The sequence below is a fragment of the Tessaracoccus sp. ZS01 genome (assembly GCF_022342445.1).
Classification (GTDB): domain Bacteria; phylum Actinomycetota; class Actinomycetes; order Propionibacteriales; family Propionibacteriaceae; genus Arachnia.
The window spans coordinates 1-26,772 of sequence record NZ_PQFE01000010.1 but is presented as its reverse complement, the minus strand read 5'-3'; the positions used below and the strand labels follow the sequence as shown (position 1 = coordinate 26,772).

At 67.4% G+C, this 26,772-nt stretch carries 19 protein-coding genes, 3 pseudogenes and 1 riboswitch; of the genes and pseudogenes, 11 read left to right on the top strand and 11 right to left on the bottom strand.

Going from position 1 to position 26,772, the window contains the following annotated elements; translation table 11 throughout:
• Positions 1 to 15: 15 nt before the first annotated feature.
• Complete coding sequence (locus C3E87_RS10065) at positions 16 to 690, bottom strand: SDR family NAD(P)-dependent oxidoreductase (RefSeq protein ID WP_076062288.1); 675 nt, start codon at positions 688 to 690, stop codon at positions 16 to 18.
• 260 nt (positions 691 to 950) lie between these two features.
• Here C3E87_RS10065 and C3E87_RS10060 point away from each other — a divergent pair, with 260 nt between their 5' ends.
• From C3E87_RS10060 to C3E87_RS10045, 4 genes and pseudogenes are all read left to right on the top strand, one after another.
• Positions 951 to 2,198 (top strand): FAD-binding oxidoreductase, encoded by a 1,248-nt coding sequence (locus tag C3E87_RS10060; protein ID WP_233120782.1) that lies wholly within the window; start codon positions 951 to 953, stop codon positions 2,196 to 2,198.
• Complete coding sequence (locus C3E87_RS10055) at positions 2,195 to 3,478, top strand: class I SAM-dependent methyltransferase (protein ID WP_076062284.1); 1,284 nt, start codon at positions 2,195 to 2,197, stop codon at positions 3,476 to 3,478. The genes C3E87_RS10060 and C3E87_RS10055 overlap by 4 nt, the downstream gene beginning before the upstream one ends.
• 444 nt (positions 3,479 to 3,922) lie before the next feature.
• Positions 3,923 to 4,366, top strand: a pseudogene (locus C3E87_RS10050) (transposase); the annotation flags it as partial.
• Positions 4,367 to 4,429: 63 nt separating this feature from the next.
• Positions 4,430 to 5,109: pseudogene (locus C3E87_RS10045) on the top strand (DDE-type integrase/transposase/recombinase); the annotation flags it as partial.
• Between the two features lie 7 nt (positions 5,110 to 5,116).
• On the opposite strand, the gene C3E87_RS10040 reads toward C3E87_RS10045, so the two are convergent.
• From C3E87_RS10040 to C3E87_RS10015, 6 genes and pseudogenes are all read right to left on the bottom strand, one after another.
• Positions 5,117 to 6,499 (bottom strand): IS30 family transposase, encoded by a 1,383-nt coding sequence (locus tag C3E87_RS10040; RefSeq protein WP_076062282.1) that lies wholly within the window; start codon positions 6,497 to 6,499, stop codon positions 5,117 to 5,119.
• Positions 6,420 to 7,450: pseudogene (locus C3E87_RS10035) on the bottom strand (IS3 family transposase). The gene C3E87_RS10040 and the pseudogene C3E87_RS10035 overlap by 80 nt, the downstream one beginning before the upstream one ends.
• 445 nt (positions 7,451 to 7,895) lie before the next feature.
• Positions 7,896 to 11,312: a carbamoyl-phosphate synthase large subunit gene (gene carB / locus C3E87_RS10030; protein ID WP_083665559.1), complete on the bottom strand. Its 3,417-nt coding sequence runs from the start codon at positions 11,310 to 11,312 to the stop codon at positions 7,896 to 7,898.
• A complete protein-coding gene (gene carA, locus C3E87_RS10025; RefSeq protein ID WP_076062276.1) occupies positions 11,312 to 12,430 on the bottom strand; it encodes a glutamine-hydrolyzing carbamoyl-phosphate synthase small subunit in 1,119 nt (372 codons plus the stop codon). Before carA ends, carB begins: the two co-directional genes overlap by 1 nt.
• Before the next feature lie 59 nt (positions 12,431 to 12,489).
• A complete protein-coding gene (locus C3E87_RS10020; RefSeq protein WP_076062274.1) occupies positions 12,490 to 12,987 on the bottom strand; it encodes a carbonic anhydrase in 498 nt (165 codons plus the stop codon).
• 120 nt (positions 12,988 to 13,107) lie between these two features.
• Positions 13,108 to 13,434 carry a helix-turn-helix domain-containing protein gene (locus tag C3E87_RS10015; RefSeq protein WP_083665557.1) on the bottom strand — a complete coding sequence of 109 codons (327 nt, stop codon included), beginning with the start codon at positions 13,432 to 13,434 and terminating at the stop codon, positions 13,108 to 13,110.
• Positions 13,435 to 13,482: 48 nt separating this feature from the next.
• Between C3E87_RS10015 and C3E87_RS10010 the strand changes: the two genes are divergently transcribed.
• The 4 genes from C3E87_RS10010 to C3E87_RS09995 all read left to right on the top strand — a co-directional run bounded on the left by C3E87_RS10010 (position 13,483) and on the right by C3E87_RS09995 (position 21,229).
• A complete protein-coding gene (locus C3E87_RS10010; RefSeq protein ID WP_076062272.1) occupies positions 13,483 to 16,212 on the top strand; it encodes a phosphoenolpyruvate carboxylase in 2,730 nt (909 codons plus the stop codon).
• A 142-nt stretch (positions 16,213 to 16,354) separates the two neighbouring features.
• Complete coding sequence (locus tag C3E87_RS10005) at positions 16,355 to 16,882, top strand: YqhA family protein (RefSeq protein ID WP_143570989.1); 528 nt, start codon at positions 16,355 to 16,357, stop codon at positions 16,880 to 16,882.
• Positions 16,883 to 17,105: 223 nt separating this feature from the next.
• Positions 17,106 to 19,880, top strand: coding sequence for a cation-translocating P-type ATPase (locus C3E87_RS10000; RefSeq protein WP_143570988.1), 2,775 nt, complete (start codon positions 17,106 to 17,108; stop codon positions 19,878 to 19,880).
• A gap of 1,094 nt (positions 19,881 to 20,974) precedes the next feature.
• On the top strand, positions 20,975 to 21,229 hold the full coding sequence (locus C3E87_RS09995) for a hypothetical protein (protein WP_076062268.1): 255 nt from the start codon (positions 20,975 to 20,977) through the stop codon (positions 21,227 to 21,229).
• An 82-nt stretch (positions 21,230 to 21,311) separates the two neighbouring features.
• Here the strand turns inward: C3E87_RS09995 and ribH are convergent, their stop codons facing one another.
• From ribH to ribD, 4 genes are read right to left on the bottom strand one after another with little or no spacing between them, the layout of a single operon-like run.
• Complete coding sequence (gene ribH, locus C3E87_RS09990; RefSeq protein ID WP_076062264.1) at positions 21,312 to 21,779, bottom strand: 6,7-dimethyl-8-ribityllumazine synthase; 468 nt, start codon at positions 21,777 to 21,779, stop codon at positions 21,312 to 21,314.
• Positions 21,779 to 23,008: a 3,4-dihydroxy-2-butanone-4-phosphate synthase gene (gene ribB, locus C3E87_RS09985; protein ID WP_068750357.1), complete on the bottom strand. Its 1,230-nt coding sequence runs from the start codon at positions 23,006 to 23,008 to the stop codon at positions 21,779 to 21,781. The genes ribH and ribB overlap by 1 nt, the downstream gene beginning before the upstream one ends.
• Positions 23,001 to 23,624, bottom strand: coding sequence for a riboflavin synthase (locus C3E87_RS09980; protein WP_076062262.1), 624 nt, complete (start codon positions 23,622 to 23,624; stop codon positions 23,001 to 23,003). Before C3E87_RS09980 ends, ribB begins: the two co-directional genes overlap by 8 nt.
• 2 nt (positions 23,625 to 23,626) lie before the next feature.
• The gene (gene ribD, locus C3E87_RS09975; RefSeq protein ID WP_233120781.1) at positions 23,627 to 24,712 is read right to left on the bottom strand and encodes a bifunctional diaminohydroxyphosphoribosylaminopyrimidine deaminase/5-amino-6-(5-phosphoribosylamino)uracil reductase RibD; all 1,086 of its coding nucleotides are present in this window, start codon (positions 24,710 to 24,712) and stop codon (positions 23,627 to 23,629) included.
• A gap of 108 nt (positions 24,713 to 24,820) precedes the next feature.
• Positions 24,821 to 24,952, bottom strand: a riboswitch (FMN riboswitch).
• 161 nt (positions 24,953 to 25,113) lie between these two features.
• On the opposite strand from ribD, the gene C3E87_RS09970 reads away from it, so the two are divergent.
• The 3 genes from C3E87_RS09970 to C3E87_RS09960 all read left to right on the top strand — a co-directional run.
• Positions 25,114 to 25,674: a transposase gene (locus C3E87_RS09970; RefSeq protein WP_233120780.1), complete on the top strand. Its 561-nt coding sequence runs from the start codon at positions 25,114 to 25,116 to the stop codon at positions 25,672 to 25,674.
• Between the two features lie 256 nt (positions 25,675 to 25,930).
• On the top strand, positions 25,931 to 26,215 hold the full coding sequence (locus C3E87_RS09965; RefSeq protein WP_076062255.1) for a transposase: 285 nt from the start codon (positions 25,931 to 25,933) through the stop codon (positions 26,213 to 26,215).
• The coding region (locus C3E87_RS09960) for an IS3 family transposase (protein WP_143570987.1) at positions 26,212 to 26,772 on the top strand (561 nt) is incomplete at its 3' end. The genes C3E87_RS09965 and C3E87_RS09960, both read left to right, overlap by 4 nt.

The window sequence follows — 26,772 nt, the reverse complement described above, 5'->3', positions numbered from 1 at the left end:
GCCCGGGATCGGGCGCTACTCGCGCCCCTCCTCGAGTGGGATGAGCATCGTCCTGAATTCACCCGGTGTTGTGTGGAGTTGCCAGATGCGCTCCGCGACCCCGTCGACGCCGTCGGCGACCTTCAGCTTGGGGATGGAGCCGGGGATCACCAACTGGACGACGTGGACGCCCTCGTCGGCCAGCGCCTCATGCAGCATCTCGCCGTACGCGCTCTCGGCCGGGAAGGCCACCGACGTGCCCGAGAAGCCCGCCCGGGCCTTCACAGAGGTGCCGCCGTTGATCAGGACGATCGTGCCGCCGCCCGCGGCGCGCATCGCAGGCAGAACTGCACGTGCGGCCGTGATGAGCCCCAACGCTGAGAAGCGCAGCGCCTCGAGCGCCAGTTCGGGGGTGAGGTCGAGGACGGGTTCCAGGTATGACCGGGACGGGAGTGGGCTGTACTGCAGAGCGGTGATCGGACCCAGCTCGTCAGCCGCTGCCGACAGCGCGGCCTCGAGGGACGCGGCATCGCGGACATCGGCTGCGTATCCGCGCGCGGTCACGCCGCCGTCGGCGAGCCCGGACGCCAGCGCGTCCAGCTTCGACTGGTCGCGCGAGATGAGCGCCACCGAGAATCCTTCGCGCCCGAACCTGCGCGCCACCGCGGCGCCCAGACCGGGCCCCGCCCCGACGATTGCCAACGTTGCCATGAGGCTCTCCTTCACTCAAAGTCCCCTCTCGCCGAGCGTAGCGTCGGCCTGAGTGGCGAAAGCGAAAGGGCTACGGATTCTCCGTCCGGGCAGATACACGAGAGGCTCCGGGTTACTGTGGCCTCGTGGCAGCAGCACCTGTCCGGACGGAGCATGACCAGGCAATAGCGAGGCTGCGATCGTCGTGCGAGGCGATCCCGGCAGGCTCGCCGGTGCGCCTCGCCAAGCCCACGTCGAACCTGTTCCGTCCGAGAGCCGGCATGACAGCTCCCGGACTGGACGTTTCCGGCCTCACCGGGGTACTGGCCGTCGACCCCGTGACGCGCACGGCGGAAGTCCAGGGCATGTGCACCTACGAAACCCTCGTGGACGCCACGCTCGCCCACGGGCTGATGCCGCTGGTCGTCCCGCAGTTGCGGACGATCACCATCGGTGGTGCGGTGAGCGGGCTCGGTATCGAGTCCACGAGCTTCCGCAACGGCATGCCGCACGAGTCCGTCCTCGAGATGGACGTCTTCACCGGGGCCGGCGAGGTGGTCACGACAAGGCCCGGCGACGACCTCTTCGACGCCGTGCCGAACTCCTACGGCTCCCTGGGCTACGTCACCCGCCTCATGATCGAACTCGAGCCGGCGCCCGCTTTCGTCGCACTCCGTCACCTGCGCTTCAGCGACACGGAACCACTGGCCGCCACGATCGCCGAGATCTGCTCGACCCGCTCCCACGACGGCGCCGCGGTCGACGGCCTCGACGGCGTGGCCTTCGCGCCGGGGGAGTACTACCTCACCCTCGCCACCTGGGCCGACGCGCCCTCCGGACCTGTCAGCGACTACACCGGTCAACAGATCTACTACCGCTCCATCCGGAGCCTCTCCACCGACCGGCTCACCGGCTACGACTACCTCTGGCGGTGGGACACGGACTGGTTCTGGTGCTCGCGCGCGTTCGGAGTTCAGCACCCGTTGGTCCGCAGGCTGTGGCCCCGTCGCTGGCGCCGCTCCGATGTCTACCACCGGCTGGTCGGGCTCGACCGTCGCACCCGCTTCAGCGAGCGTCTGGACGCACTGGCCCGCCGCCCGCGGCAGGAACGCGTGATCCAGGACGTCGAGGTGCCGGTGGAGCGGGTGGGGGAGTTCCTCACCTGGTTCGACGGGGCCGTCGGGATGCGGCCGGTGTGGCTCTGCCCCTTGCGCCTGAGGGCGACGGGCAGACCCGGCGCCCGGCCCTGGCCGACCTACCCCCTGTGCGGGGGCACCACCTACGTCAACGTGGGCTTCTGGGGCGCGGTGCCCGTCGGACCGGATGCGCCGCTCGCGCCGCGCAACAGGGCGATCGAGGAGAAGGTGCAGGCGCTGGGAGGCCACAAGTCGCTCTACTCCGAGGCCTTCTACGACCGGGACACGTTCCAGCGTCTGTATGGTGGCGCGAATCTCGCCGCGGTGAAGGCCCGTTATGACCCTGAGAACCGGCTGACCAGCCTGTACGAGAAGGCGGTGGAGGAACGATGAAACAGAACCTGAACGCACGGATGCCCATCGCCGACGCGGTCGCGTCGCTGCTGCGCGAGGGCATGCCCCTGAGATTCACGGCATCGGACGGGAGCGCCACGGGACCGGAGGACTCGGAGCTCGGCCTGGCGCTCCGCACCCGGCGCGGACTCGCGTACCTGCTGACCGCCCCTGGTGAACTCGGCATGGTGAGGGCGTACCTCGCCGGTGACCTCGAGCTGCGGGGCGTGCACCCGGGCGACCCCTACGAGATCCTCAAGCTCGTCCAGGACCAGGTGGCGTTCCGGCTGCCCAGCGCCCCCGAGGCGCTCGAACTGGCGCGCTCTCTCGGGCTCGAAACGCTCAAGCCGCCCCCGCCGCCCCCGCTGGAGTACCCGCCACGCTGGCGGCGTCTCGCCAAGGGGTTGCGCCACTCGAAGGCCCGCGATTCGGACGCCATCTCGCATCACTACGACGTCTCCAACACCTTCTACGAGCATGTCCTCGGCCCGTCGATGACCTACACCTGCGCCGTCTATCCCAGGCAGGACGCGACGCTGGAGGAGGCGCAGGCGGAGAAGTACGACCTGATCTGCCGCAAGCTGGGGCTGCGCGCCGGAATGCGGCTGCTCGACGTCGGCTGCGGCTGGGGCGGCATGGTGCGCCACGCGGCGGAGCATTACGGCGTGCGGTCTGTGGGGGTGACGCTGTCGCGCCAGCAGGCGCTCTGGGCCACCGAAGCCATCGCGCGGGAGGGGCTCGCTGACCTCGCCGAGGTCAGGCACGGCGACTACCGTGACGTGACCGAGAGCGGCTTCGACGCCGTGAGTTCGATCGGGCTGACGGAACACATCGGCGTGAAGAACTACCCCACCTACTTCGCGTTCCTGCGGGATCGACTCCGGCCGGAGGGCCGGCTCCTGAACCACTGCATCACGCATTCCCACAACCGCCGCGAGCCGGTGGGCCCGTTCCTGGACCGCTACATCTTCCCCGACGGCGAGATGAGCGGGTCCGGCGTCATCATCAGGGACGCCCAGGACGCCGGGTTCGAGGTCATGCACGAGGAGAACTTCCGCCCGCACTATGCCCTCACGCTCGCCGCCTGGTGCCGCAACCTCGTCGACCACTGGGATGCCTGCGTGGCGGAGGTGGGGGAGACGAAGGCCCGTGCCTGGGGCCTCTACATGGCCGGTTCCAGGCTGAGTTTCGAACGCAACCACGTCCAGTTGCACCACGTTCTCGCGGTGCGTGCCACCGACGACGGCACCAACGGCTTCCCGCTGCGACCCACCTGGTGAGCGACGCACGCGTAGAGAAAGCAAAACCCCCGGTGATCTGCGTTTCCGCTGATCACCGGGGTTTCCAGTGTGTCCGAGAGAGGACTTGAACCTCCTTTGAAATCCGTTTGACTTCGAAGTACGCCGAATCGGCTTCGATCTGGATTGTTTCGTGCGGCGGACGTGCGACGGAGGGGACGGTGCCGACGCGCGCAAGGCCAATGATTCCGCCCTGGCTCCGAACCGGATGAAGACGGCGCCATGACAACCAGCCGCACGGTCGATGAGGGTCGCTCATGCCGAGAGGGTTTCATCGCGCTCATGCCCAGAGTCGGGCGTCCGCGCCGGAGTTAAGTCCCTCATAGTGGTGTAGCCCCGGTGGCCGAGTCGGAAGACGATGGCGCGGTCACCGTGGGATCCTTCGAGTTCACCTCTCACAGCTCTCTCGAAAGGGACATCACCACGATGACCGCTCCACACATTGTCGACCCCGCCCACGTGCTGGGCAACCTGCTCACCCAGGCCTCGCCCGACATGATGCGCACCCTCCTGCAGACCCTGATCAACGCCCTCCTGTCCGCTGACGCCGACCAGGTCTGCGGAGCCGAATGGGGCCAGCCCTCGGCCGACCGGCTCGCGCAACGCAACGGCTACCGCCACCGACCCCTCGACACCCGCGTCGGCACCGTCGACGTCGCCGTCCCGAAACTGCGCACCGGCTCCTACTTCCCCGAATGGCTCCTGGAGCGCCGCAAACGAGCCGAGACCGCCCTGATCACCGTGGTCGCGGACTGCTACCTCGCCGGGGTGTCCACCCGCCGAATGGACAAGCTCGTCAAAACCCTGGGCATCGACGGACTCTCGAAGTCCCAGGTCTCCCGGATGGCCGCCGAGCTCGACCAGCACGTCAACGAGGGGACTGCTGCACGAGTAGGTGACATCTGATCTGTGACGCCGTGGGGCGTCGCTGGACGGATCCGGCTGCTGGAGCAGGAGAACGAGGTCTTGCGCCGGGCAGCGGCGTATCTGTCGCAGGCGAACCTGCCGGGAAAATGATGTACCCGCTCGTGCGTGAGCTCGCCGCCGACGGGATCCCCGTCGCGGTGACGTGCCGGGTCCTCAAGCTCGCCCGCCAGCCCTACTACCGCTGGCTCACCCATCCGATCGGCGAGCGAGAGCTCGTCGCCGCGTATCGGGCCAACGCATTGTTCGACGCTCACCGTGACGACCCGGAGTTCGGGCACCGTCTGCTGGCCGACGAGGCCCGCGACGCCGGTCAGGTGATGGCGGACCGCACCGCCTGGCGGATCACCTCTGCCAACCGCTGGTGGAGCGCGTTCGGGAAGAAACGAGGCGCCAACGGGAAGAAGCCGGGACCACCCGCCCACGACGACCTCGTCGAACGCGACTTCACCGCCAAGGGACCGAACCAGGTGTGGCTGACCGACATTACCGAACACCCCACCGGCGAGGGCAAGCTCTACCTGTGCGCGGTCAAGGACCTCTGGTCCGGCCGGATCGTCGGCTACTCCATCGATGCCCGCATGAAGTCCCGCCTGGCCGTGCAGGCGCTGAACAACGCGGTCACCGCCCGCGCAGCGCTAGGCGTCGACGTCGCCGGCTGCATCGTGCATTCCGACCGCGGGTCGCAGGGCGGATTCAACTGGTCGTCGCAACGCGTTGTTGTGTGAGTGATTCTAGATGTTGGTTCCAGACTTCGGCTGGTGTGCGCCAGCCGAGTCTCTTGCGGGGGCGTGTGTTGAGAGCGTGGGCGACGGCGGTGAGGTCCTCTGGTCCCCACCTAGCCAGGTCGGTTCCTTTGGGGAAGTACTGGCGCAAGAGCCCGTTGGTGTTCTCGTTCGTGCCTCGTTGCCAGGGGCTTCGGGGGTCGGCGAAGTAGACCTTGAGGCCGGTGTCGATGGTGAACTGGGCATGGGCCGACATCTCCTTGCCGCGGTCCCAGGTCAGCGACCGTTTGAGCTCGTCGGGCATGGATGCCAGCGCCGCCGCGAGCGCCTTGTTCATCGAGGTGGCCCCGTAGCCTGACAGAGCGGCCCCGTTCTTGACGATTGGCTGTTCGCGCCATCCGTCTTCTCGCGGGAGATGGACCAGGGTCGTGAAGCCCGTGGTGCGCTCGACGACGGTGCCGATCGCTGACCTGTTGGTCCCGATGATCAGATCCCCCTCATGGTGGCCTGGGATCGCCCGGTCCTCGGCCTCTGCAGGGCGCTCGCTGATCAAGACTTCCTGGGTTACGTGGGCCCAGGCCACACGTTTCGATCTGGCCCGGGGCATCCGCAGGGCCCGCCCGGTGCGCAGGCAGAGGATGAGTTCCCGGTTCAGCGCGCCCCTGGCCTGGATGAAAAAGGCCTGGTAGATCGCCTCGTGGCTGATCCGCATGGACTCATCATCGGGGAAGTCGACCTTGAGCCGGTTGGAGATCTGCTCGGGGCTCCACGCTCTGACCCATCGACGATCTTCACGGTGTGGCTTGTTCAAGCCCTTCCATTCCCGCTCCGTGGGGCCAGCGACGGTCACGCCGCTCGGCAAGCGGATCTGACCGGAGAGCCGATCTTCGACGTAGCGAAGCAGCCGCTGATTGCTCACGAGTTTCGCGGTCTTGGGCCGGCGGGCGTACAGCTCCGCCTTCCACTGAGCCACCGAGGCCCGGTACTCGAGCTTCCCGCTTCTGGTCGTCGCGTTCCGGCGCAACTCCCTTGAGATCGTCGACGGACTCATCCTGAGCGTGGCGGCGATCTCGCGGACGCCTTTGCCGAGCGCTCTCAGGATCGCGATCTCCTCTCGCTCCGCGAACGACAGGTACCTGCCTGACGGGGCAGGCCAGGAGTACGGCGTCATCCCGCCAGCATGACGGAACCACCGCTGCCCCACGGCCTGAGCCACGCCCACCGCCTCGGCGGCCTCCCGCGGCAACTTCCCCGTGGCCACCTCGTCCCAGAACTCACGCTCCTTCGCGCGGTGGTGACCCGGATGCCCCGGTGACCGCATCGGCCCACGCTTGGCAACCTCCGTCTCCCACATCGACGGTCGACCCACGACACCCTCCTGACCTCAGGTGTTGCGACGACCGGTTGAACCTGCGCTGAGATCCGCGGTCCGAGTGGAAGACCGCTCCAGGGGCGAGGTGTCCGTGGGTGTGGGCCATCCGCAGAGCGGCGCTGATCAGTTCGGTGCGCATGTGCTCGGCCATTGCCCAGCCGACCACCATCCGGGAGTGGAGATCGATCACGGTGGCCAGGAACAGCCACCCCTCGCCGGTGCGCAGGTAGGTGATGTCACCGACCAGCTTGGTCCGTGGCGTGTCGGAGGTGAAGTCGCGTTTGACCAGGTCGGGGCGCTGTTCGGCGTCGTCGGCGGGGATCGTGGTGCGTTTCTTCGTGCGGGGCTGGATGCCGGCGATCCCGGCCTGGCGCATGATCGAGCGCACCATTCCCTCCGAGGCGGGCACGCCGTCGGCGGTCAGGTCAGCGCGCACCCGGCGGTGCCCGTTGACGCCGTTGGAGGCGGTATGGCTGTCGATCACCGCGGCGGTCACCTCCGCCCGTCGGGTCGCCGCCGGGCTCGGGGTGTCGCGTCGCTTCACCCACGAGTAGTAACCGGCGCGTGAAACGTGCAGCAGTCGGGTCATCAACTCGACCGAGTGGGTGGCCTTCTCCGCGTGGATCAGCGTGAACATGTCGGTCACGGTTGCGTCCTGGCGAAGAAGGCCGCGGCTTTTTTCAGGAACGCGTTCTCCTCCGACAGCCGGCGCACCTCGGCCTCCAACGCGGCCAGGCGGGCCGCCTCCACCGGGGGCGGGGCCTTCGCCGGGTCAGGGTGCTGTTCCCGGTAGATCTTGACCCAGTAGCCCAGCGAGCTCTCATTGATCTCCAACTCCCGCGCGACCTGCGCGATCGGCCGCTGAGCGACCACCACGAGCTGGACCGCGTCAGCCTTGAACTCCGGGGTGTACTTCCTGCGTTTCGATGACATCTCGTCTCGTCGTTCCTTCCTGGTAACGACTGTCCACGAGAAGTGTCACACCCCAGACAGCACCCGCAGCATGCTGCTGGGACTCCTCGAACGCCGCTACGACGCCGTCTCCACCGTGTTCTGCACCCAGTACGCGAAGAAGGACTGGCACCAGAGACCTCAGCTCCGGAGTCCTGTCAACGCCCCCGGTGAAACTGACCAGTTATTGAGCGTCGTCCACACAAGCACGCCACCCCGGCCCCCACACAAGACCCAGACACCCCGCCGCTGGCTCCAGCCACACGATCCGTGGACCCCATCGACCGAGAACCTGCACAGCCGTTGCCCGGCAGCGTCAGCCGGCAAACAGCCCACCCGGCCAGCACCGAAATCGCGACCAGCCAGCCCAGCAAGCGGGTCTCTCAAGCCGCCTCATGAAAGAGGGAGTGTCGACGAGGGTGTCGGCTCAGCCACGCTGAGTACAGTGGTCGTCGGGAGCGACGGTGCGCAACTCCGCCTCTTGTGTGGCCTTGGGGCTGTGGCCCACTCCAGGGGGCACGGATCGGTGGAGATCAGCTCGAATCGCGGCGTTCCAGGACTGCAGCGAACGCACCCCCGGGGTTCCTTGGCGCAGGGATTCGACGCCCTGCACGCACGCCGCGAGGGCCTGGGTCGTGGTCACGCAAGGCACGCCGGCGCGGATGGCCGCGCCGCGAATCTCCCAGCCGTCCTGTCGGGGGCTGCCATGGAGCGAGTGGCCGTGCGGCGTGTTGACCACGAGGTCGATCTCGCCTGCCGCGATGGCCTGCACCACCGTCGGCTCACCGTTGGGACCTGTACCTTGCGACGCCTTCCGGAGCACAGTGACCGCAACATCGTGGCGGCGCAGCACCTGTGCCGTGCCCTCTGTGGCCAGGATCCGGAACCCGAGGTCGGCGAGCCGCTTGATCGGGAAGATCGCGTGCCGCTTGTCGCGATTCGCCACCGAGACGAACACCGTCCCACTCGTGGGAAGAGCGGAGAACGACGCGGCCTGGCTCTTGGCGAAGGCGGTGCCAAAGGCCGCATCAAGCCCCATGACCTCGCCTGTGGATCTCATCTCTGGGCCGAGCAGCGGATCGACGCCGACGCCCTCGGGGCTGCGGAACCGGTTGAAGGGCAACACTGCTTCCTTCACGGCGATCGGTGCCGACTCGAGCGCCGTCGCGCCGTCTCCCCCGGAGCGAAGCATTCCGTCTGAGCGGAGTTCGGCGATCATCGCGCCGAGTGAGATGCGGGCTGCGGCCTTGGCCAGCGGCGTGCCGGTGGCTTTCGAGACGAAGGGCACGGTCCGCGACGACCGCGGGTTGGCCTCAAGCACGTAGAGCACATCGCCGAGCAGCGCGTACTGAATGTTGATCAGGCCCTTCACCCCGATCCGTTTGGCGATGATCTCGGTGGAGCTGCGAATCTGGTCGATGGTCTCGGTACCGAGGGTAATCGGAGGAAGGGTGCACGCCGAGTCGCCGGAGTGGATGCCGGCCTCCTCGATGTGTTCCATCACGCCGCCGATGTAAAGCTCCGCCCCGTCGTAGAGCGCATCGATGTCGATCTCGATCGCGTCGTCGAGAAACCGGTCCACGAGCACGGGGTGCGAGGGGTCGATCTCGGTTGCGCGCTGGATGTAGCTCGCCAATGAGGCGTCGTCGTAGACGATCTCCATGCCGCGCCCGCCCAGCACGTAGCTGGGACGAACCAGCACGGGGTAACCGATCGTGTGGGCGACCGCCAGCGCCTGTCCGGCGGAGACGGCCGTGCCGTGCTGGGGGGACAGCAGGCCCGCGGAGCTGAGGAGGGCGCCGAATTCTCCGCGATCCTCAGCCAGGTGGATGGCCTCTGGCGACGTGCCCACGATGTGGACTCCACGGTCTTTGAGCGCCTGTGCGAGCTTGAGCGGCGTCTGCCCGCCCAGCTGCACGATGACGCCCGCCACGGGCCCGGCCGCGAGCTCGGCATGGACCACCTCCAGCACGTCCTCCAGCGTCAGGGGTTCGAAGTACAGCCGGTCGGTGGTGTCGTAGTCGGTCGAGACCGTCTCGGGGTTGCAGTTGACCATCACCGTCTCGTAGCCGGCGTCCCGCAACGCCATGGCCGCGTGCACGCACGAGTAGTCGAACTCGATGCCTTGCCCGATCCGGTTGGGACCGCTGCCCAGGATGATGACGGCGGGCCGGGTCCGGGGCTCGACCTCGGTCTCCTCGTCGTAGCTGGAGTAGTGGTACGGCGTCCGGGCGGCGAACTCGGCGGCACAGGTATCGACCGTCTTGTACACGGGCCGGATGCCGAACGCCCAGCGGAGGCCACGGACCACGTCAGGGCTGAGATTGCGCAGGTCGGCGATCTGATCGTCGGAGAGGCCGTGTCGCTTGGCGAGCCGCATGAGACCGCCCGTAAGCTCTGGGGCCGAGCACACCTGGTCGGCCGTCTCGCGGATCAGCTGGAGCTGGTCGACGAACCACGGATCGATGCGGGTTGCTTCTACCACCTGTGCCGAGGTGGCGCCGGCGCGAAGCGCCTGCATCATGAAGGCCAGGCGGTGGTCGTGCGGTCGGGCGATGCGGCGCAGCAGCTCGTCCACGCTCTCGATGATCGGGCGGGTGAAGTCGAAGAGTGCCGCTGGGTCCTCCAGTGAGCGCAGAGCCTTGCCGAGCGCTTCGGTGAAGCATCGGCCGATGGCCATGGCCTCGCCCACTGACTTCATGTGCGTGGTGAGGGTGCTGTCAGCGGTGGGGAACTTCTCGAACGCGAAGCGCGGGCACTTGACCACGACGTAATCCAGCGACGGTTCGAACGAGGCGGGCGTCTCGCCGGTGATGTCGTTGGGGATCTCGTCGAGGGTGTAGCCCACCGCCACCTTCGCTGCGATCTTCGCGATCGGGAAGCCGGTGGCCTTCGAGGCCAGCGCCGAGGATCGGGAGACCCGCGGGTTCATCTCCACCACTATCAGCCGCCCGTCGACAGGGTTGAGTGCGAACTGGACGTTGCAGCCGCCAGTTTCGACGCCGACCGCCCTGGTTACCGCGATGGCCACATCGCGCATGGCCTGGTACTCCCTGTCTGTGAGCGTCATGGCGGGGGCCACTGTGATGGAGTCCCCGGTGTGCACGCCCATGGGGTCTAGGTTCTCGATGGAGCACACGATCACGACGTTGTCCGATCCGTCGCGCATGACTTCGAGTTCGAACTCTTTCCAGCCGATGATCGACTCCTCGATCAGCACCTCGGTGACCGGCGACGCCGAAAGGCCTGCCCCGGCGATCCGGATCAGTTCCTCCTCGTTGTAGGCGATGCCGGAGCCGAGCCCGCCCATGGTGAAGCTCGGCCGGACCACGATGGGGTATCCGAGGATCCCCGCGGCGGCGAGGACTTCGTCCATGTCGTGGCAGATACGCGAGCGTGCCACGCCGGCGTCAGCGCCGGGCACCTTGAGTGAGGTGACGATCTGGTTGAACTCCAGCCTGTTCTCCGCCTTTTCGATGGCGTCGACGGAGGCGCCGATGAGTTCGACGTCGTAGCGGTCGAGCACCCCGTTCTTGAACAGGGTCATGGCGGCGTTAAGGGCGGTCTGGCCTCCAAGCGTCGCGAGCAGCGCGTCTGGACGCTCGGTGGCGATGATCTGTTCGAGGTACTCGGGCCTGATCGGTTCGATGTAGGTGGCGTCAGCGTACTCGGGGTCGGTCATGATGGTGGCCGGGTTGGAGTTGACCAGGATCACCCGGAACCCCTCCTCGCGCAACACGCGGCAGGCCTGCGTGCCGGAGTAGTCGAACTCGCACGCCTGCCCGATGACGATGGGGCCGGAGCCGATCACCATGATCGAGGAGATGTCGGTGCGACGGGGCATCAGTCGTCCTTTCCGGCCATGACGTCGACGAAGCGGTCGAACAGGTAGTCGGCGTCGTGCGGTCCGGCGGCTGCCTCCGGGTGATACTGAACAGCGAAAGCAGTCAGTCGGCCGGAATCGTTACGCAACTCCAGGCCCTCGACCACATCGTCGTTGAGACAGACGTGGGTAACTCGTGCAGTTCCCCAGCGGGTGGATACGGACTGGCCAAGGGGGGCATCTACGGCGAAGCCGTGGTTCTGGGCGGTGATCTCGACCGTGCCCCTGGCCAGGTCCATCACCGGCTGGTTGATGCCGCGATGGCCGTACTTCAGCTTGTAGGTGCCGAAGCCAAGTGCACGACCGAAGATCTGGTTGCCGAAGCAAATCCCGAAGTAGGGCAGCCCCGCATCCAGAATCTCGGTGAGAAGGTCCACCGCACGCCCGGCTGCCGCCGGGTCGCCCGGCCCGTTGGAGAAGAAGACCCCATCGGGACCCACCGCGGTGATGTCGTCGAGGGTGCTCGCAGCAGGCAGGACGTGCACCTCGATTCCTCGCTGGGCGAGCCGGGTGGGAGTCATGTCCTTGATGCCGAGATCGACCGCGGCGACTGTGAAGCGCTTCCTGCCCACTGCCGGGACGACCTGCTTCGAAGCGACGGTGACATCGGCCACGAGGTCCGCCCCCAGCATGGGCTGCGTCTCCAGCACCCGCGCAAGCAGTTGCCGAGGGTCGGTCTCGATGGTGGAGACGCCCACCCGCATCGCGCCGTTGTCACGGATGTGACGCGTCAGCGCCCGCGTGTCGAGGTCGGCGATGCCAACGATCCCTTGCCGACGCAGTTCGTCATGCAGGGAGCCGTTGGCGCGCCAACTCGAGTGTGTCCGTGAGGGGTCGCGGACCACGTAACCGGCCACCCAGATCCTGCGCGACTCATTGTCCTGGTCGTTCCATCCGGTGTTGCCGATGTGGGGGGCCGTCGCGATCAGGACCTGGCGGTGGTAGCTGGGATCGGTGAGGGTCTCCTGGTAGCCCGTCATGCCTGTGGAGAAGACGGCCTCCCCGAAGGTTTCTCCAGTGGCGCCGAACGACGTGCCGCAGAAGAACCGCCCGTCCTCCAAGACCAGCAGTGCTGGCATCGGAAGACGAGCGGTCCCTGCGGAAGCCTCGGTGGAGCCGCCCTGAGCAGGGGGGGCGCTCATGTGATCTGTTCCAGGAGGCTGGTCTCAACGTCGTAGATGAAGCCGCCGACCCTGACCCGGTCAGCGAGCAGGGGGTGCTGTCGCAGCAGTGCGACATCGGCATGGATCCGGCCACGCTGGTCCGGGTCCGCGCCGATGGGCAGGTTGCCGAGGTCGGCACCGGTCGTCTCCGAAACGCGGCGGCGGATCGCATCGTCGTCGCCGCTTGCCACGGCACAGCTGGTGTGTTGGACGATCAGGATGCGGTCCACGTTGAGAAGGTGTGCGGCTAGCACGCATCCGGTGAGCGCGTCCGCGGTGACATGGCCCCCAGGGGTGCGCATGATCTTGGCGTCGCCCAGAGTCAGGCCCACCATCGCCAAGGGCTCCAGGCGTGAGTCCATGCAGGTCACGACGGCGATCCCGGCGTGAGCGATGCCGTCGAAGGGGCGAGGTCCGGACCTCGCGTAGCGCTGGTTCGCAGCGATCAGATCACCGAAGATGTCCTCGTCCATGACCGAAACAGTAGCGACTTGACACGCGAATTGCAATTCCGGAAACTAGGCAGTAGTATTGATGCGAGGCGGTGGTCGACCAACCGCAGCGCCTGATCGCGAGGTGGGCACATGGGTACATCAACTCTTCGCCCTGCTCGGCGTCGCGCGGGCCCCGTTCGTTTCGTCCGCCCCGCTCACCATCGCCACGAAGTCGGCGACCCTGACGCCGCGCTCCAGATCATGGCGCAGGTGGGTGCCGGGAGCCAGATGGTAGTGATTTCGCCGCCCCGACTTCTCCTTGATCACGTAACCCTGCGTCACCAACTCACCGACTATCTGCTGCACGGCTCGTTCAGTGATACCCACCTGCTGCGCAATGTCTCGCATCCGCGCCGTCGGGTTCCGGGCAAGGGCCACGAGAACGTGGCCATAGTTGGAGAGAAAGGTCCAGTCGCCAGGTGCCATAGCGGAGCATGATACACGATTCATCATTCACGAAATAGAGAGGTAGCAATGACCAATCCCCTTGCCGAGGCGATCCACCTGGACCAGGATCCGTACGGTCTTGACCGGCTCCTGGAAGCCGACATCGACATCCTCACACAACTGCATGAGCAGGTTCTCCACGAGAGAGGAGCCGGCGCGCTCGCCACGCTTATGCAGCAAGTGCAGGACTCTGCGGCACGGGCCGCCGATGGCGGCGACCCCGAGGAGCCTGGCCGGGTCGTCGGGGCACTGACCGCTACCCAGGCGCTTCAACTCGCGCAGGCCCTGACCGTTCACTTCCACCTGATCAACCTCAGCGAGGAGCGGTACCGCTCCAGACTCATCCGCGGGACACACTCCGAGGTGGCAGGCACGGCGCCGGACGTCTGGCCAGCGGTGGCCGCACTCGGCCCCGCGGCGGCTCGCGTGAAGAACCTCCGCATCCATCCGGTGCTGACCGCGCACCCCACGGAAGCTCGCAGGCGCGCTGTCTCCTCAGCCCTGCATCGTATCGCCGAACAACTGGACCGCTACGACGATCCAGGCTCCGGCTCGCAGGAGCGGGACTTCGCTCAGCGCCGGATGCTGGAGGAGATCGACATCCTCAGCCGCACCTCCCCCCTGCGCACCACACCACCCCAACCCTCGGACGAGGTTCGCACCGTGATGTCCGTGTTTGACCAGACGCTGTTTCAAGCGGTGCCACGGTTGTACCGCACAGTCGAGTCCGCGATCGCCGACGGGGAGCCGGGCCGTTGTCGCCCGTCGGTTCCCGGTTTCCTGCGGTTCGGTTCCTGGGTGGGCGGTGACCGGGACGGCAACCCGTTCGTCACGGCCGAGGTCACCCGGCAGACCATGTCCATCCAGGCGGAGTGCATTCTCAAGGCGCTCGCCACCGGAGCAGATCGCGTCGCCCGCACCCTCACGATGAGCGAGGACGCCAGCCCCCCGTCGCCCGAACTGGCCAGTGCGCTGGCCCGTGATTCGGTCACGGCGCCGGAGATCTTCCAACTCATCCGCAAATCGTCTCCGGGAGAGCCGCATCGGCAGAAGCTACTCTTCGTCGCCACCAGGCTCACGGCCACCAGAGAGGGCCAGATCGATCTCGCATACCGCGAGCCCGCTGAGTTGGTGGCTGATCTCAGTCTGATCCAGACCTCCCTGGAGCAGGCAGGAGACACACGGGCGGCTTTCGGGGAGCTCCAGCACCTGATCTGGCTGGCCGAAACCTTCGGCTTCCACCTGGCCGACCTGGAGGTGCGCCAGCACAGCGATGTGCACCGGCGAGTCTTGGACGAACTGCTCGGGCAACTCGACTGGGACCCGGAAGCGCCGGGCAGCCCCACGCGGCTGGAGTTGCTCGACTCGCTCGCGGTCAACGGTTGGCCGGCCCACGTCCAGGCTCTCAGCGACGCCACCCGCGAGGTGCTCGACACGCTTCGGGTCATGTCCTGGCTTCAGGAGCGCTGGGGGGCTCAGTCGTGCGGCCGTCACGTGGTGAGCTTCACCCAGCAGGCTCAGCACCTCGTCGCAGTGCGCGCCCTTGCTCGCCTCGCGGTCGGTGACGCCGCCCTCAGTTTGAACGTGGTTCCGCTTTTCGAAACCGGAGCCGACTTGAGCGGGGCCGTCGGTGTCCTTGAAGAGTGGCTCACCTTGGAGAGCACCCGCAGCTGGCTCGACGAGGTGGACTGGCACGTCGAGGTGATGGTCGGTTACTCGGACTCGGCCAAGGACGTCGGGCCGGCCAGCGCAACCCTGACTCTTTACCGGGCGCAGACCCAGATCGTTGAGTGGGCGCAGCGTCACGGCATCCAACTCACGCTGTTCCACGGCCGAGGCGGATCCCTGGGCCGTGGCGGAGGCCCTGTTCACCGGGCCATCCTGGCCCAGCCTCCGGGTTCGGTCTCCGGCCGGTTCAAGGTCACCGAGCAGGGTGAGGTCATCTTTGCCCGGTACGCGGACGTGACCCTGGCCCAGGCGCACTTGGAACGTCTCACCTCGGCGGTGCTGCTCGCAGACACCGACGACGTGGTGCACCGCAACCGTGCCGCCGCTGAGGAGTTCGACGATGTCGCGACGACGGTGGAGCGGGTCTCTCGCGAGACCTACCTCAGCCTCGTGCGCACGCCTGGTTTCGCCGATGTCGTGGCTGCGTCGAGCCCGCTTGAGGAGTTGGGGCGGCTGAGGCTCGGATCCCGCCCGGCGCGGCGAAGCGGCGCGGAGAAGGGCAGGGATCTGAGTGACTTCCGGGCCATCCCCTGGGTGTTCGCATGGTCCCAAATCCGGGCGAACGTGCCCGGCTGGTTCGGGCTGGGCTCCGGGTTGGCCGCTGTGGATGACCTCGAGCGGTTGCGCGAGGCCTACCGTCAGTGGCCGCTGTTTGCCAGCATGATCGACATTGCGGAGATGAGCCTCGCGAAGGCCAACCCGCGCCTGGCGAAGTCCTTCCTGGCACTCGGTGGGCAGCTGAGTGTCACCAGCGCCGTGCTGGCGGAGTACGAGCTGACGCGCAGCTTGGTGCTGGCGACCCTGGAGCAGGAGGAGCTATTGGAACGCAAACTCCGCCTCGGCACCCGGGTTGCACTGCGGGCCCCGTCCATCGACGCGCTCAGCCACCTGCAGTTGCGCGCACTGCGCGTCATCCGCGAGGGCGGTCCGGGGGACGACGCCCCGTCTGAGGAGGACCGGGAACAGTGGACGCGGGTCCTGTTGACGACCGTGAACGGAGCGGCTGCCGGTCTGCAGAACACGGGATAGCCGTAAGGACGACCGGCGTGCCCTCGTAACTTGCTTGTGGCGCGCCGGCTCCCGCGCCGATGCTCCGTCTGCCGGACTGCTACACTCTCGGCATGATACCCACGGTGCTGCAACCCCCGGACGCTTGTCCCTGTGGACCGTGATGAACACTGAGCCGACCCACCGGGACGAGGCTGAGGCCCCCGGCGTAGGGCCATCCATGCGGGGCGCCGGGGCGATGAAACGGGGTCTCGAGCTTTTTCGCTACATCGCGGCCATCGGGGCGGTCACAGCACTTCTGCTGTCCGTGACCACCTACCTCTGGGCACTCAGCAAGGCCTTGTTGTTTGTCGAGACGCTGCTCACCGCGTCGACTAACCCCGACGCTGCGCTGGTCAAATTGTACGAGAGCGTGGACTCGATCCTCATCGCCACGGTGATGCTCATCGTCGGCTACGGACTGTGGGAACTCTTTGTGGGCGACCTCAACCTGCCCCCAAGCCTCACCACGCTCTCCTTTGACCACCTCAAGGGCCGAACGGCTGGGACGCTGCTGCTCGTGATCGTGGTGCGATTCCTTGAGGTGCTCGTTGCCAGGCCGGAACCGGACGAGTTGTTGGCGGTAGGGCTAAGTGTCACCCTCATCGGTGCACTGCTCTTCGCTTTCTCCAACTGGCACCGACCCCAATAGGGCCATCTCCGCCAAGTGTCGGCCCAGCGTATTGTCTCACTGTCAAGTCCCACGCAACTGGGGCGGCCCAGGCATGCGTCTAGCGTAGTTGCGGCTGCCCCCAAGGGCAGGTACCCTCGAGTTGTGCGGAGAGGGAATATCCCCACAACGGGTCCGACGTCAGCACGGCGCAAGCCCGTCGGATCGGCCGTAAGGCGGGAGAGACTCGACGTTCTTCCTTTGCATGAACCTCACTCGTATGCACCTCACTCCGGGAGACAGCTTGCCCACGGACAGCCTCACCGACGACAGCCCAGCCGAGACTGATCCGTCCTGGCATCTGATCACCACCGACCACGCTCTGGCGCGAACTGACTCGCGGGCCTCCGGGATCACGACGCCAGAGGCCGAGGAGCGCTTGAAGCGCTACGGCACCAACGAACTCATCGACCGCGGCGGCACACCGGCCTGGAAGATCCTGTGGGAGCAGTTCACCTCGGTGATGGTGTTGATCCTCATCGCGGCCACCGTCCTCTCGCTGATCCTCGGCAAGTTCCTGGAGGCCGGTGCCATCGGCGGGATCGTGCTGCTGTTCGCACTACTCGGCTTCTTCCAGGAGTACCGAGCAGAGAAAGCCATCGCCGCCCTGCGCCAAATGACGGTACCCACCGTGCGGGTCCTCCGCGACGGCGGCACCGTCCCATTACCGGCACGGCAACTGGTACCGGGAGACGTGATCCATCTGGACGCGGGCACCGTGGTCCCGGCCGATCTACGACTGCTCGAGGCGGTCTCCTTGAGGATCCAGGAGGCGGCACTGACGGGCGAGTCCGAGGCCGTGGACAAGATGACCGCACCTCTAGCGGGTTCAGACCTCCCCGTGGGTGATCGCGTCAACATGGCATTTTCCGGAACCGAGGTCACCTACGGCCGTGGCGTGGGTCTGGTCATCGCCACTGGCATGGCCACGGAACTGGGCAGGATCGCCGACCTGCTCCAGGGGGTGACGGCGGAGCAGACCCCGCTCCAGGCGCGCCTCGACAGCGTCGGAAAACAACTTGCCGTCCTGGGCGTCGTCACCGCAGGGGTCGTTGCGGTCCTTGGCGCGCTCGCCGGCGAGACGTGGAGCGACCTGGTGCTCACCGCCATCTCGGTGGCCGTTGCGGTCATCCCAGAGGGTCTACCGGCCGTCGTGACGTTCACGCTGGCCGTGGGTGCCCAGCGGATGCTGCGGCGCAACGCCCTGGTGCGCAAACTGCCTGCGGTGGAGACCCTGGGCTCGGTGACCACCATCTGCTCGGACAAGACAGGCACCCTGACCCAGAACAGGATGACCGTCTCAACGCTGATCCTGCCCGAGGGCCTCTGGACACCGGGAGGTGGCCCGCCGTCAGGTCTGGCCCTCGTCGCCTTGGCGGCCGGGGCACTGTGCAACGACGCCGAGCTTCGCCACGTCGCCGGGGAGGGGGCTGAGGCGATCGGCGACCCTACTGAGACCTGCCTGCTCGACGCGGCCAAGCGGGGCGGGATCGACGTGGTAACCCTGCGCACGGTCCTGCCGAGGATCGGGGAGTTGCCCTTCGATTCCGAACGTAAACGCATGAGCACCCGGCACGCGGCGCTAGCCGGGCGGGTCTCCGAGCTGGCGCAGCTACCGCAGGACCACGATCTCCTCTTCGTGAAGGGAGCCGTCGACGCGCTCGTTCCCCGCACCGCTGGCGTGCTCGCCGACGGCGGCGTCCGAGCCTTCGACGACGCCACGCGCGCCTGGGTCGAGAACACCAACAAGGACCTGGCCTCACGTGGCCAGCGGGTGCTGGGCCTCGCCCTGCGGCTCATCCGCCCCGGGCACACGCCGGCCGACCCTGAGACCGACCTCGTCCTGCTGGGCGTCGTCGGCATCATCGATCCCCCTCGGCCCGAGGTGGCCACAGCCGTGGCCACCTGTCAGGGCGCCGGCATCCGACCGGTCATGATCACAGGCGACCACCCCCTGACTGCGCAGGCCATCGCCCGCGAGCTCGGCATCGGGCGCGACGGTGGAGTGCTGACAGGCGTCGAGCTGGACCGCCTTGACGCCGAGGAGTTCGATCTCGCCACCAGGACTGTGAGCGTGTTCGCCCGCGTCTCGCCAGAGCACAAGCTCCGCCTGGTCGATTCGCTGCAGCGTCATGGCCAGATCGTGGCCATGACGGGCGACGGCGTCAACGACGCACCCGCGCTGAAGAAGTCCGACATCGGCGTGGCCATGGGCATCACCGGCACCGACGTCTCGAAGGAGGCCTCGGACATGGTGCTGCGCGACGACAACTTCGCCACCATCATCGCCGCCGTCGAGGAGGGCAGGGTCATCTATGACAACCTTCGCCGGTTCGTCTCGTTCGCCGTGGCCGGCAACCTCGGCAAGATCATCGTCATGGTCGGCTGGCCCATCCCGTTCCTCTTCCTCCCATTCGATGCCACGGCGGCTGTGGCCCTGCTCCCGCTGCAGCTGCTTTGGCTCAACCTCATGACCGACGGCCTGCTCGGCCTCGCGATGGGCAAGGAGCCCGCTGAGTCCACCGTGATGCGCAGGCCGCCCCACGTGCCCGGCGGGAGTCTCTGGACGGGTGGTCTGGGCCGTCGGACGGTGTGGGTCGGCCTGGTCATCGGCGTCGTGGCGCTGGGAATCGGCTTCTGGTACCACGAAACCGGCAACCCGGCGTGGCAGTCGATGCTGTTCACCACCCTTGCGTTCCTGCAGATCGGGCAGGCCTTCGCCACCCGGTCCCACCACGACTCGCTCACCACGATCGGCTGGCGTTCCAACCCGTTGCTGCTGTGGATCGCCGCACTGGTGCTGGCACTGCAGTTGGTAGCGCTCTACACGCCGCTGGGTGTGCTCCTGCGGCTGGAGCCGCTGGGCGCGGTCGATCTGCTGATCGCAGCGGCCGCCGGTGTCGGACTGCTGGTGCTTATCGAGAGCGTCAAGGCCGTGGATCGTGGCAGGGGCGTGGTCATCAGCATCGGACGCGACTGAGGCCGGGCTGGTGCAGCCAGCGCGGATCGTGTGCCCGTTGGCCGCAGCGGAGACCGTCCAGATGGAGGGCATCACCGGCATCGATGCGGACATGCCGGTCATCCGGAGAGCTCCAGAGGAGTCCACCGCGGCCAGGCCCTCACGTTGCGCCCGCCTCCAGTCCTCTCGGTCCAGTCTCGCCCATCGCGGCCCACACGACCCAGAGTCTGGCCGAAAGTCAGTCACCTCCTTGAGGCCCGGGATCATCATTCCCCATGGGGAACCCGTGGGGAATGATGATCCCCCCCAACCAGGCAAGAAGCCTGTCCTCGACGGCAATCGGGAACCGCGTCCCCCGGTGTCACCCGTCGCCAAAGGCGAACCAGCACCCAGAGACAGAGAATCGGCGAGAGGTTCTCACCTCTCGCCGATTCCCTGTATTTGCCCTAGTCAGAGGCACTTTTGTGCGCGAGAGAGGAGTTGAAGCTCTCTTCTGTCAGCCGATAATGGCCCCCTGACAAGGTCTTATGTGGGTTGATTGCTACTTCGTCACCTTGTCGTGGGGAATACGTGGGGAATAGCACCGGAGCCAAGGCCGCGCGGACCTCGCGTCCAAGACTGCCTTCAGCATAGGCCGACGACCGCCAAGCGTCGCAGCCCCAACCCACCCGGCGTTCACCGCAACGCTGCCAGCAGAGCGGCGCCGACCAGGCAGGCTCAAGAGGAGTGCCTCCAAGGCGTCCACGAGCCCTCGGGCAACCACGCACGTGACAGCGACGGCCTCCATGTCACACCTCCCACAGTCTCGGCGATCTCGGTGTACGACTTGCCCCGCGTCGGCGCAGGACGCCGTGGACGTCGGCCTCCTGGAGCCACAATCCTGTCCCGGTGACATGGTGGTGTGGCTCGGGGTTCATGGGCGTCCTCCTGGCGGCGGCGAGCGAACACGACATCCGTCCTAACGGGCTCCGGCTCCTCCTCGCGGACAGGGGCGCCGCGAAGCCACCAGGAGACTGGCGCTACGGATCGTCCCTGTCCGCCGAATCCAGAGTCGGACGTCCACGTCGGCGGACCAGACGTCGCCACCACCCTTGATGACAGGGACAGGGTGCGGCGTGCGGTCGACGACGACCCCACTGGTGGCGGGTTCGGCCGGGGTGGCGCCGGGCGGTCCATTTCTCCGCCCGCTGGCGACCATCGCGAAGGACGCCCCCCTGGAGGCCGCCGTGGCCGCCATGCAGGCGGGCGGCACCCACTTCGCGCTCGTCGTCGACGGTGAGGAAACGATCGGTGCCGCGATCCTCGAGGACGTCGTCGAGCGAGCAATCGGAGAGGTGAGGGACGTCGCCCAGCTGCCACGCACGCCTTGAACGTGGTGACACGCGCAGACGATCGAACGGCTCACCGGCGGCGGCCATTCCGGGTGTCCGGGCGCTTGCAATGGTAGGAGGATCAGGGCACCGCGGCGGTCAGCGCAGAGAGGGTGGCCAGGACGGCCTCGGCCGCCTCGCGTCCCTTGTCCTCCGGTGATCCGGGAAGCCCAGCCCTGTCGAGCGCCTGCTGCTCGGTGTCACACGTGAGGACACCGAAACCGACGGGCGTTCCAGTGCGGGTCATCACGTCGACGATGCCGTGGGTGGCGCCTGCGCAGACGTAGTCGAAGTGGGGTGTCCCGCCCCGGATGACGACACCGAGCGCGACCAGCCCGTCGAAGTGGTGGGCCAGGCGGGCACAGGCGACCGGCAGCTCGAACGTGCCCGGGACGCGGACCACCGTGACGGTCGCGCCGGCCCGTTCCAGCGTGGTAACTGCGTTGGTGACGAGAGAGTTCATGACGAGGTCGTGCCAGGACGAGGCGACGACGGTGATGCGTCGGCCGCGGCCGTCGACGGTGAGGTGGGGGGTGCCGGAGCCAGCCATCAGGCCTCCTGGACGAGGGTGGACGCGGTGGGTAGGCGGTGGCCCATCCGCTCGCGCTTGGTGGACAGGTAGTGCACGTTGTCGGGGTTGGGCTCCACGATGAGCGGACGGAGGCCGGTGATGTCGATCCCCGCCGTGCGCAGGCCGTCGGCCTTGGCCGGGTTGTTGGTGAGCAGTTCGGCCCGGACCACCCCTTGGGCGGTCAGGATGGCGGCGGCGGCGCCGTATTCGCGGGCGTCGACCGGTAGGCCCAGCAGGGTTTGGGCGTCGACGGTGTCCGCGCCGACGTCCTGGAGGGCGTACGCCGACAGCTTCGCGAGCAGCCCCACGCCGCGCCCCTCGTGACCTCGCAGGTAGATCACGACACCCCCCTGACGGGCAATGACGGCGAGGGACTCGTCGAGTTGGCGGCCGCAGTCGCAGCGGCGGGAACCGAACGCGTCCCCAGTGAGACATTCGGAGTGGAGGCGGACGAGCGGTGCCGCGCCATCGGTGGTGAGGCCGCGTGGGCTGATCAAGGCGAGGTGTTCGGCGCCGGTGCGCCGGTCCCGGTAGCCGTGCAACGCGAACGTCCCGTGGGCGGTGGGCAGCGTCGTTACGGCGGCCAGCGTGACGCGGTCGTACAGGTCGCGCCAGGCGACCAGGTCCGCGATCGTGATGACGGGCAGGCACTCGGCCGCGCCGAGGGCGACGACGTCGGGCGTCCGCATCACCTCACCCGCATCGTGGACGAGTTCACCGATCACGCCCACGGGCGGCAGGCCGGCCAGCCGGCACAGGTCGACGGTCGCCTCGGTGTGCCCCTGCCGTTCGAAGACCCCGCCGGGCCGGGCGCGCAGTGGCAGGACGTGCCCGGGCCGGATCAGGTCGGACGCCGCGGCGTCCGGGTTGCCGAGGACGCGGAGCGTGGTGGCCCGGTCCGCCGCCGAGATCCCGGTCGTGACCCCGGACGCCGCGTCCACGCTGACGGTGTACGCGGTCCGCAACGGGTCGGCGCTGTCGGGAACCATGAGGGGCAGGCCCAGACGGTCGGCCCAGTCGACGGGCAGGGGGGCGCACAGGTAGCCCGATGTGTGCCGCACCATCCACCCGACCCATTCGGCGGACGCCGTCGAGGCCGCCAAGATGGCGTCCCCCTCGTTCTCCCGGTCGGCGTCGTCGAGGACCAGGACCGGACGGCCGGCGCGCAGCGCGTCCAGGGCTGCGGGAATGGTGGCGAACTCAGGCATGGATGGTCTCCCGCAGGGCGCCAAGTTCGAGACGCTCGAGGTGGGCGACGATGTACTTGCCGAGGATGTCCGCCTCGAGGTTGACGACCGCCCCGACAGCGGCGGGACCGAGGGTCGTCAGCTCGAGCGTGGTCGGGATCAGCGAGACCGTGAACCGGTCCGGCCGGATGTCGAACACGGTCAGGGACACGCCGTCGACGGTGACCGAGCCCTTCTCGACCAGGTAGCGCTGCACCTCGGCTGGGCAGGAGATCTCGACCACCTCCCACTGCTCGCCCGGCGTACGGGACAGGATGCGGCCCGTTCCGTCGACGTGTCCCTGCACGATGTGCCCGCCGAACCGGCCGTCGGACCCCATCGCCCGCTCCAGGTTGACCCGGTCCCCCGGGGTGAGGCCGCCCAGCGATGTTCGCCGGAGTGACTCGGCCATGACGTCGACCATGAACAGGTCCCCGTCCAGGCCGGTCACGGTGAGGCAGACACCGTTGACGGCGATCGAGCTGCCGTGGGTGGCGTCGGAGGTGACGAGCGGACCGCGGACGGTCACGACGGCGGAGTCCTCCAGGTGGCGGATCTCGACGACCTCGCCCAGTTCTTCGATGATGCCGGTGAACATGATCACTCCTTGCCAGAGTTCGGTTGGGGTTCTGAAAGATCGGGGAGGGGGCGGAGGGTGAGCCGGACGTCGTCGCCCAGACGACGCACATCGACCAGGGCGTACCGGTGGGCGTCCGCGAGGGTGGCGACGCCGAGGTCGCCGACCAGCGGGGAGCCGGAACCCACCAGGACGGGCGCGAGGTAGGCGACGATCTCGTCGACCAGGCCGGCGGTGAGGAACGCCGCGGCGAGGGTGGCCCCACCCTCCAGCCAGACATGACGGACACCGGCTTCCTGCAGGCGTGCCAGGACACCTGCCGGGTCGTCGGCGAGCAGCAGCGTGGACGCGTCTGGCGACAGGACACGGGCGTCAGCGGGGATCGGGCGACGTCCGACGACCACCCGGACGGGTTGCCGGGGCGCTTCCGTGCCGTCGGGGCGGCGGACGGTGAGGCGGGGATCGTCGGCCAGCACCGTCCCCGTCCCGACGACAATCGCCCCGCAGCGGGACCGCAACCGATGGACGTCGAGCCGGGCGGGCTGGCCCGTGATCCACGCCGACGTGCCGTCCGCGGCGGCGGTCCGGCCGTCCAGGGTGCCCGCAACCTTCCAGGTGACGAAAGGACGCCCGTGCGTCACCGAGAACGTCCAGGCCTCATTGAGGAGGGCCGCTTCCGCTGCCCGGACGCCGCCCAGCACCTCCACTCCACCCGCGGCCAGCGTGGCCGCGCCGCCGGACGCGGGCGGATTCGGGTCGGCCTGGGCGTACACCACGCGACGGACGCCGGCGCGCAGCAGCGCCTCGGCGCAGGGACCGGTGCGGCCATGGTGGTTGCAGGGCTCCAAGGTCACGTACGCAGTGGCGCCCGCGGCGTCCGGACCGGCGCCGCTGAGCGCCTCAACCTCGGCGTGCGGCGTTCCGGCGCCATGGTGCCAGCCCTCGCCCACGATCCGGCCGTCATCGTCGACCAGGACGCAGCCGACGCGTGGGTTCGGGTCGGCCCGCGGGGACCGGGCGGCGAGCATGAGGGCACGGTCCATGGCGCTCTCGTGCGCGCTTGTGGTCGCATCGGCTGATCGCCGGTCTTCCAGGATGGTCGGACTCATCTGCCCCTCCGTCGTCTCGTGTGACGACTCCGGGGCAGGGACATGCCAGCGCGCAGCGAAGCCGGACCCGCCAACGCAGGAGCGTCGGCGCGCGGCAATGCCACGAACCGCGTGCGCCTCCCATCCGGACTTTAACCGTCGGTACCGGAATCCCACCGGTTCAACCATTGGCTCACAAGGAGCCGCCGGGTCGCGGACTATCACCGCCGGTTCGGAGTTTCACCGACCCCGGAGCACGTTCTTGCGGCAAAGCGTAGCGAACTCCACGCGTCTCTGTCGGCAACGCTTGAAAACTGAACACTTTCGACGGTGAAAAGGGGACTGTACGTTTTCCGGTGTAACTCCGATGTAGGAGGTACCCGATGAGGATGCAGGTTGAGCCGGTCGCTGAGGCGGTCGTGATGGAGGTCGAGGACCAGGTGACGGCGACGGGAACGCCCCCGCTGGTGGACAAGGATTTGGTGGCGCAGCTCGTGGGCGACGCGCAGCGGCTGGGGCTGTCCGTGGAGGGCGAGGGCGGGCTGCTGGCTCAGCTGACCAAGCTGGTCCTGGAGTCGGCCCTGGAGGGCGAGATGACCGCGCATCTGGGCTATGACAAGCACGAGCGGGTCGAGGGCAGCGACAACGCTCGTAACGGGACGCGGTCGAAGACGGTGCTGACGAAGGCCGGCCCGGTCGAGATCGCTGTGCCTCGGGATCGGGCCGGGTCGTTTGAGCCGGTCGTGGTGGCGAAGCGGCAACGGCGTTTGGGGGCGATCGAGGACGTGGTGTTGTCGCTGTCGGCTCGCGGGCTGACCCATGGCGACATCGCGGCGCATCTGGCCGATGTTTATGGCTCTGAGGTGTCGAAGACCACGATCTCGACGATCACCGACAAGGTCCTGGACTCGATGGGCGAGTGGCAGAACCGACCACTGGACCCGGTGTATCCGGTGGTGTTCATCGACGCGATTCATGTCTGAGCGGTGGGACGAATTTCGGACCGGTTCCAAACATGATTTCACGCTGCTTGTTGGGCCTCGTACCAGGCCGCCTCGACCCGATTCGGGGTTGAATACTCCAGACCCGAGTGCAACCTTTTCTGATTGTAACGCAACTCGATATATCTTGTCACATCCTGAACAGCATGATCCCGCGTGGGATAAACTGAGCTGAGGGATTGATTCCGGACCATGGACCCGATTGGTAGGGTATCGGGAGGAATGGAATGGATTACTAATGACGCGTAGGAAGTTCAGCCCTGAGTTTCGGGAGCAGGCGGTCCGTCTGGTTCTTGAATCGTCACGGCCGATCGCCGATGTTGCCCGCGAGTTGGGTGTGGGAACGGAGACATTGCGGGTGTGGGTGAACAGGTACAAGAAGTCGAGTCCTGTCGACGAGCCAGGATTGTCGGAGCCGGAGCGTGCAGAATTGGAGCGACTCCGCAAGGAGAACCGCGAACTCCGGATGGAGAAGGAGTTCCTGGGAAAAGCGGCGGCCTTCTTCGCGAAGGAGTTCCGGTGAACGCGAAGTATGCATTCATCAACAGCGAAGAGGGCGGGTATCCGATCCGGTCGATGTGCCGGTGGGCGAAGGTGTCGAGGTCGGGGTACTACGAGTGGCGCGATCGTGACCCGTCGGCGACCGAGCGGTGGCGTGCCCAGCTCGGTGATGTGATCGAGGCGATCTTCGCCGACTCGGACGGCACCTACGGTCACCGCAGGGTCCACGCTGCCCTGCTCGAGGCGGGCAGGCCTTGTGACCCGAAGACCGTGCGGACGCTGATGCGTGAGCGTGGTTTGGTGTCGTGCCAGCCGAGGCCGAGGGTGCCCAGGACCACGGTGCCGGCGGTCACCGGCGGGCTGCCGGACCTGCTGCAGCGGGACTTCACCGCGTGCGAGCCTGGGGTGAAGCTTGTCGGTGACATCACCTACATTCCGACATGGGAGGGCTGGGTGTATCTGGCGACGGTGCTGGACTGCTTCAGCAAGAAGGTCGTCGGTTACGCGTTGGCCGATCACATGCGCACGGAGTTGGTCACAGACGCGATGGGGATGGCGATCCGCAACAGTAGTATCCGT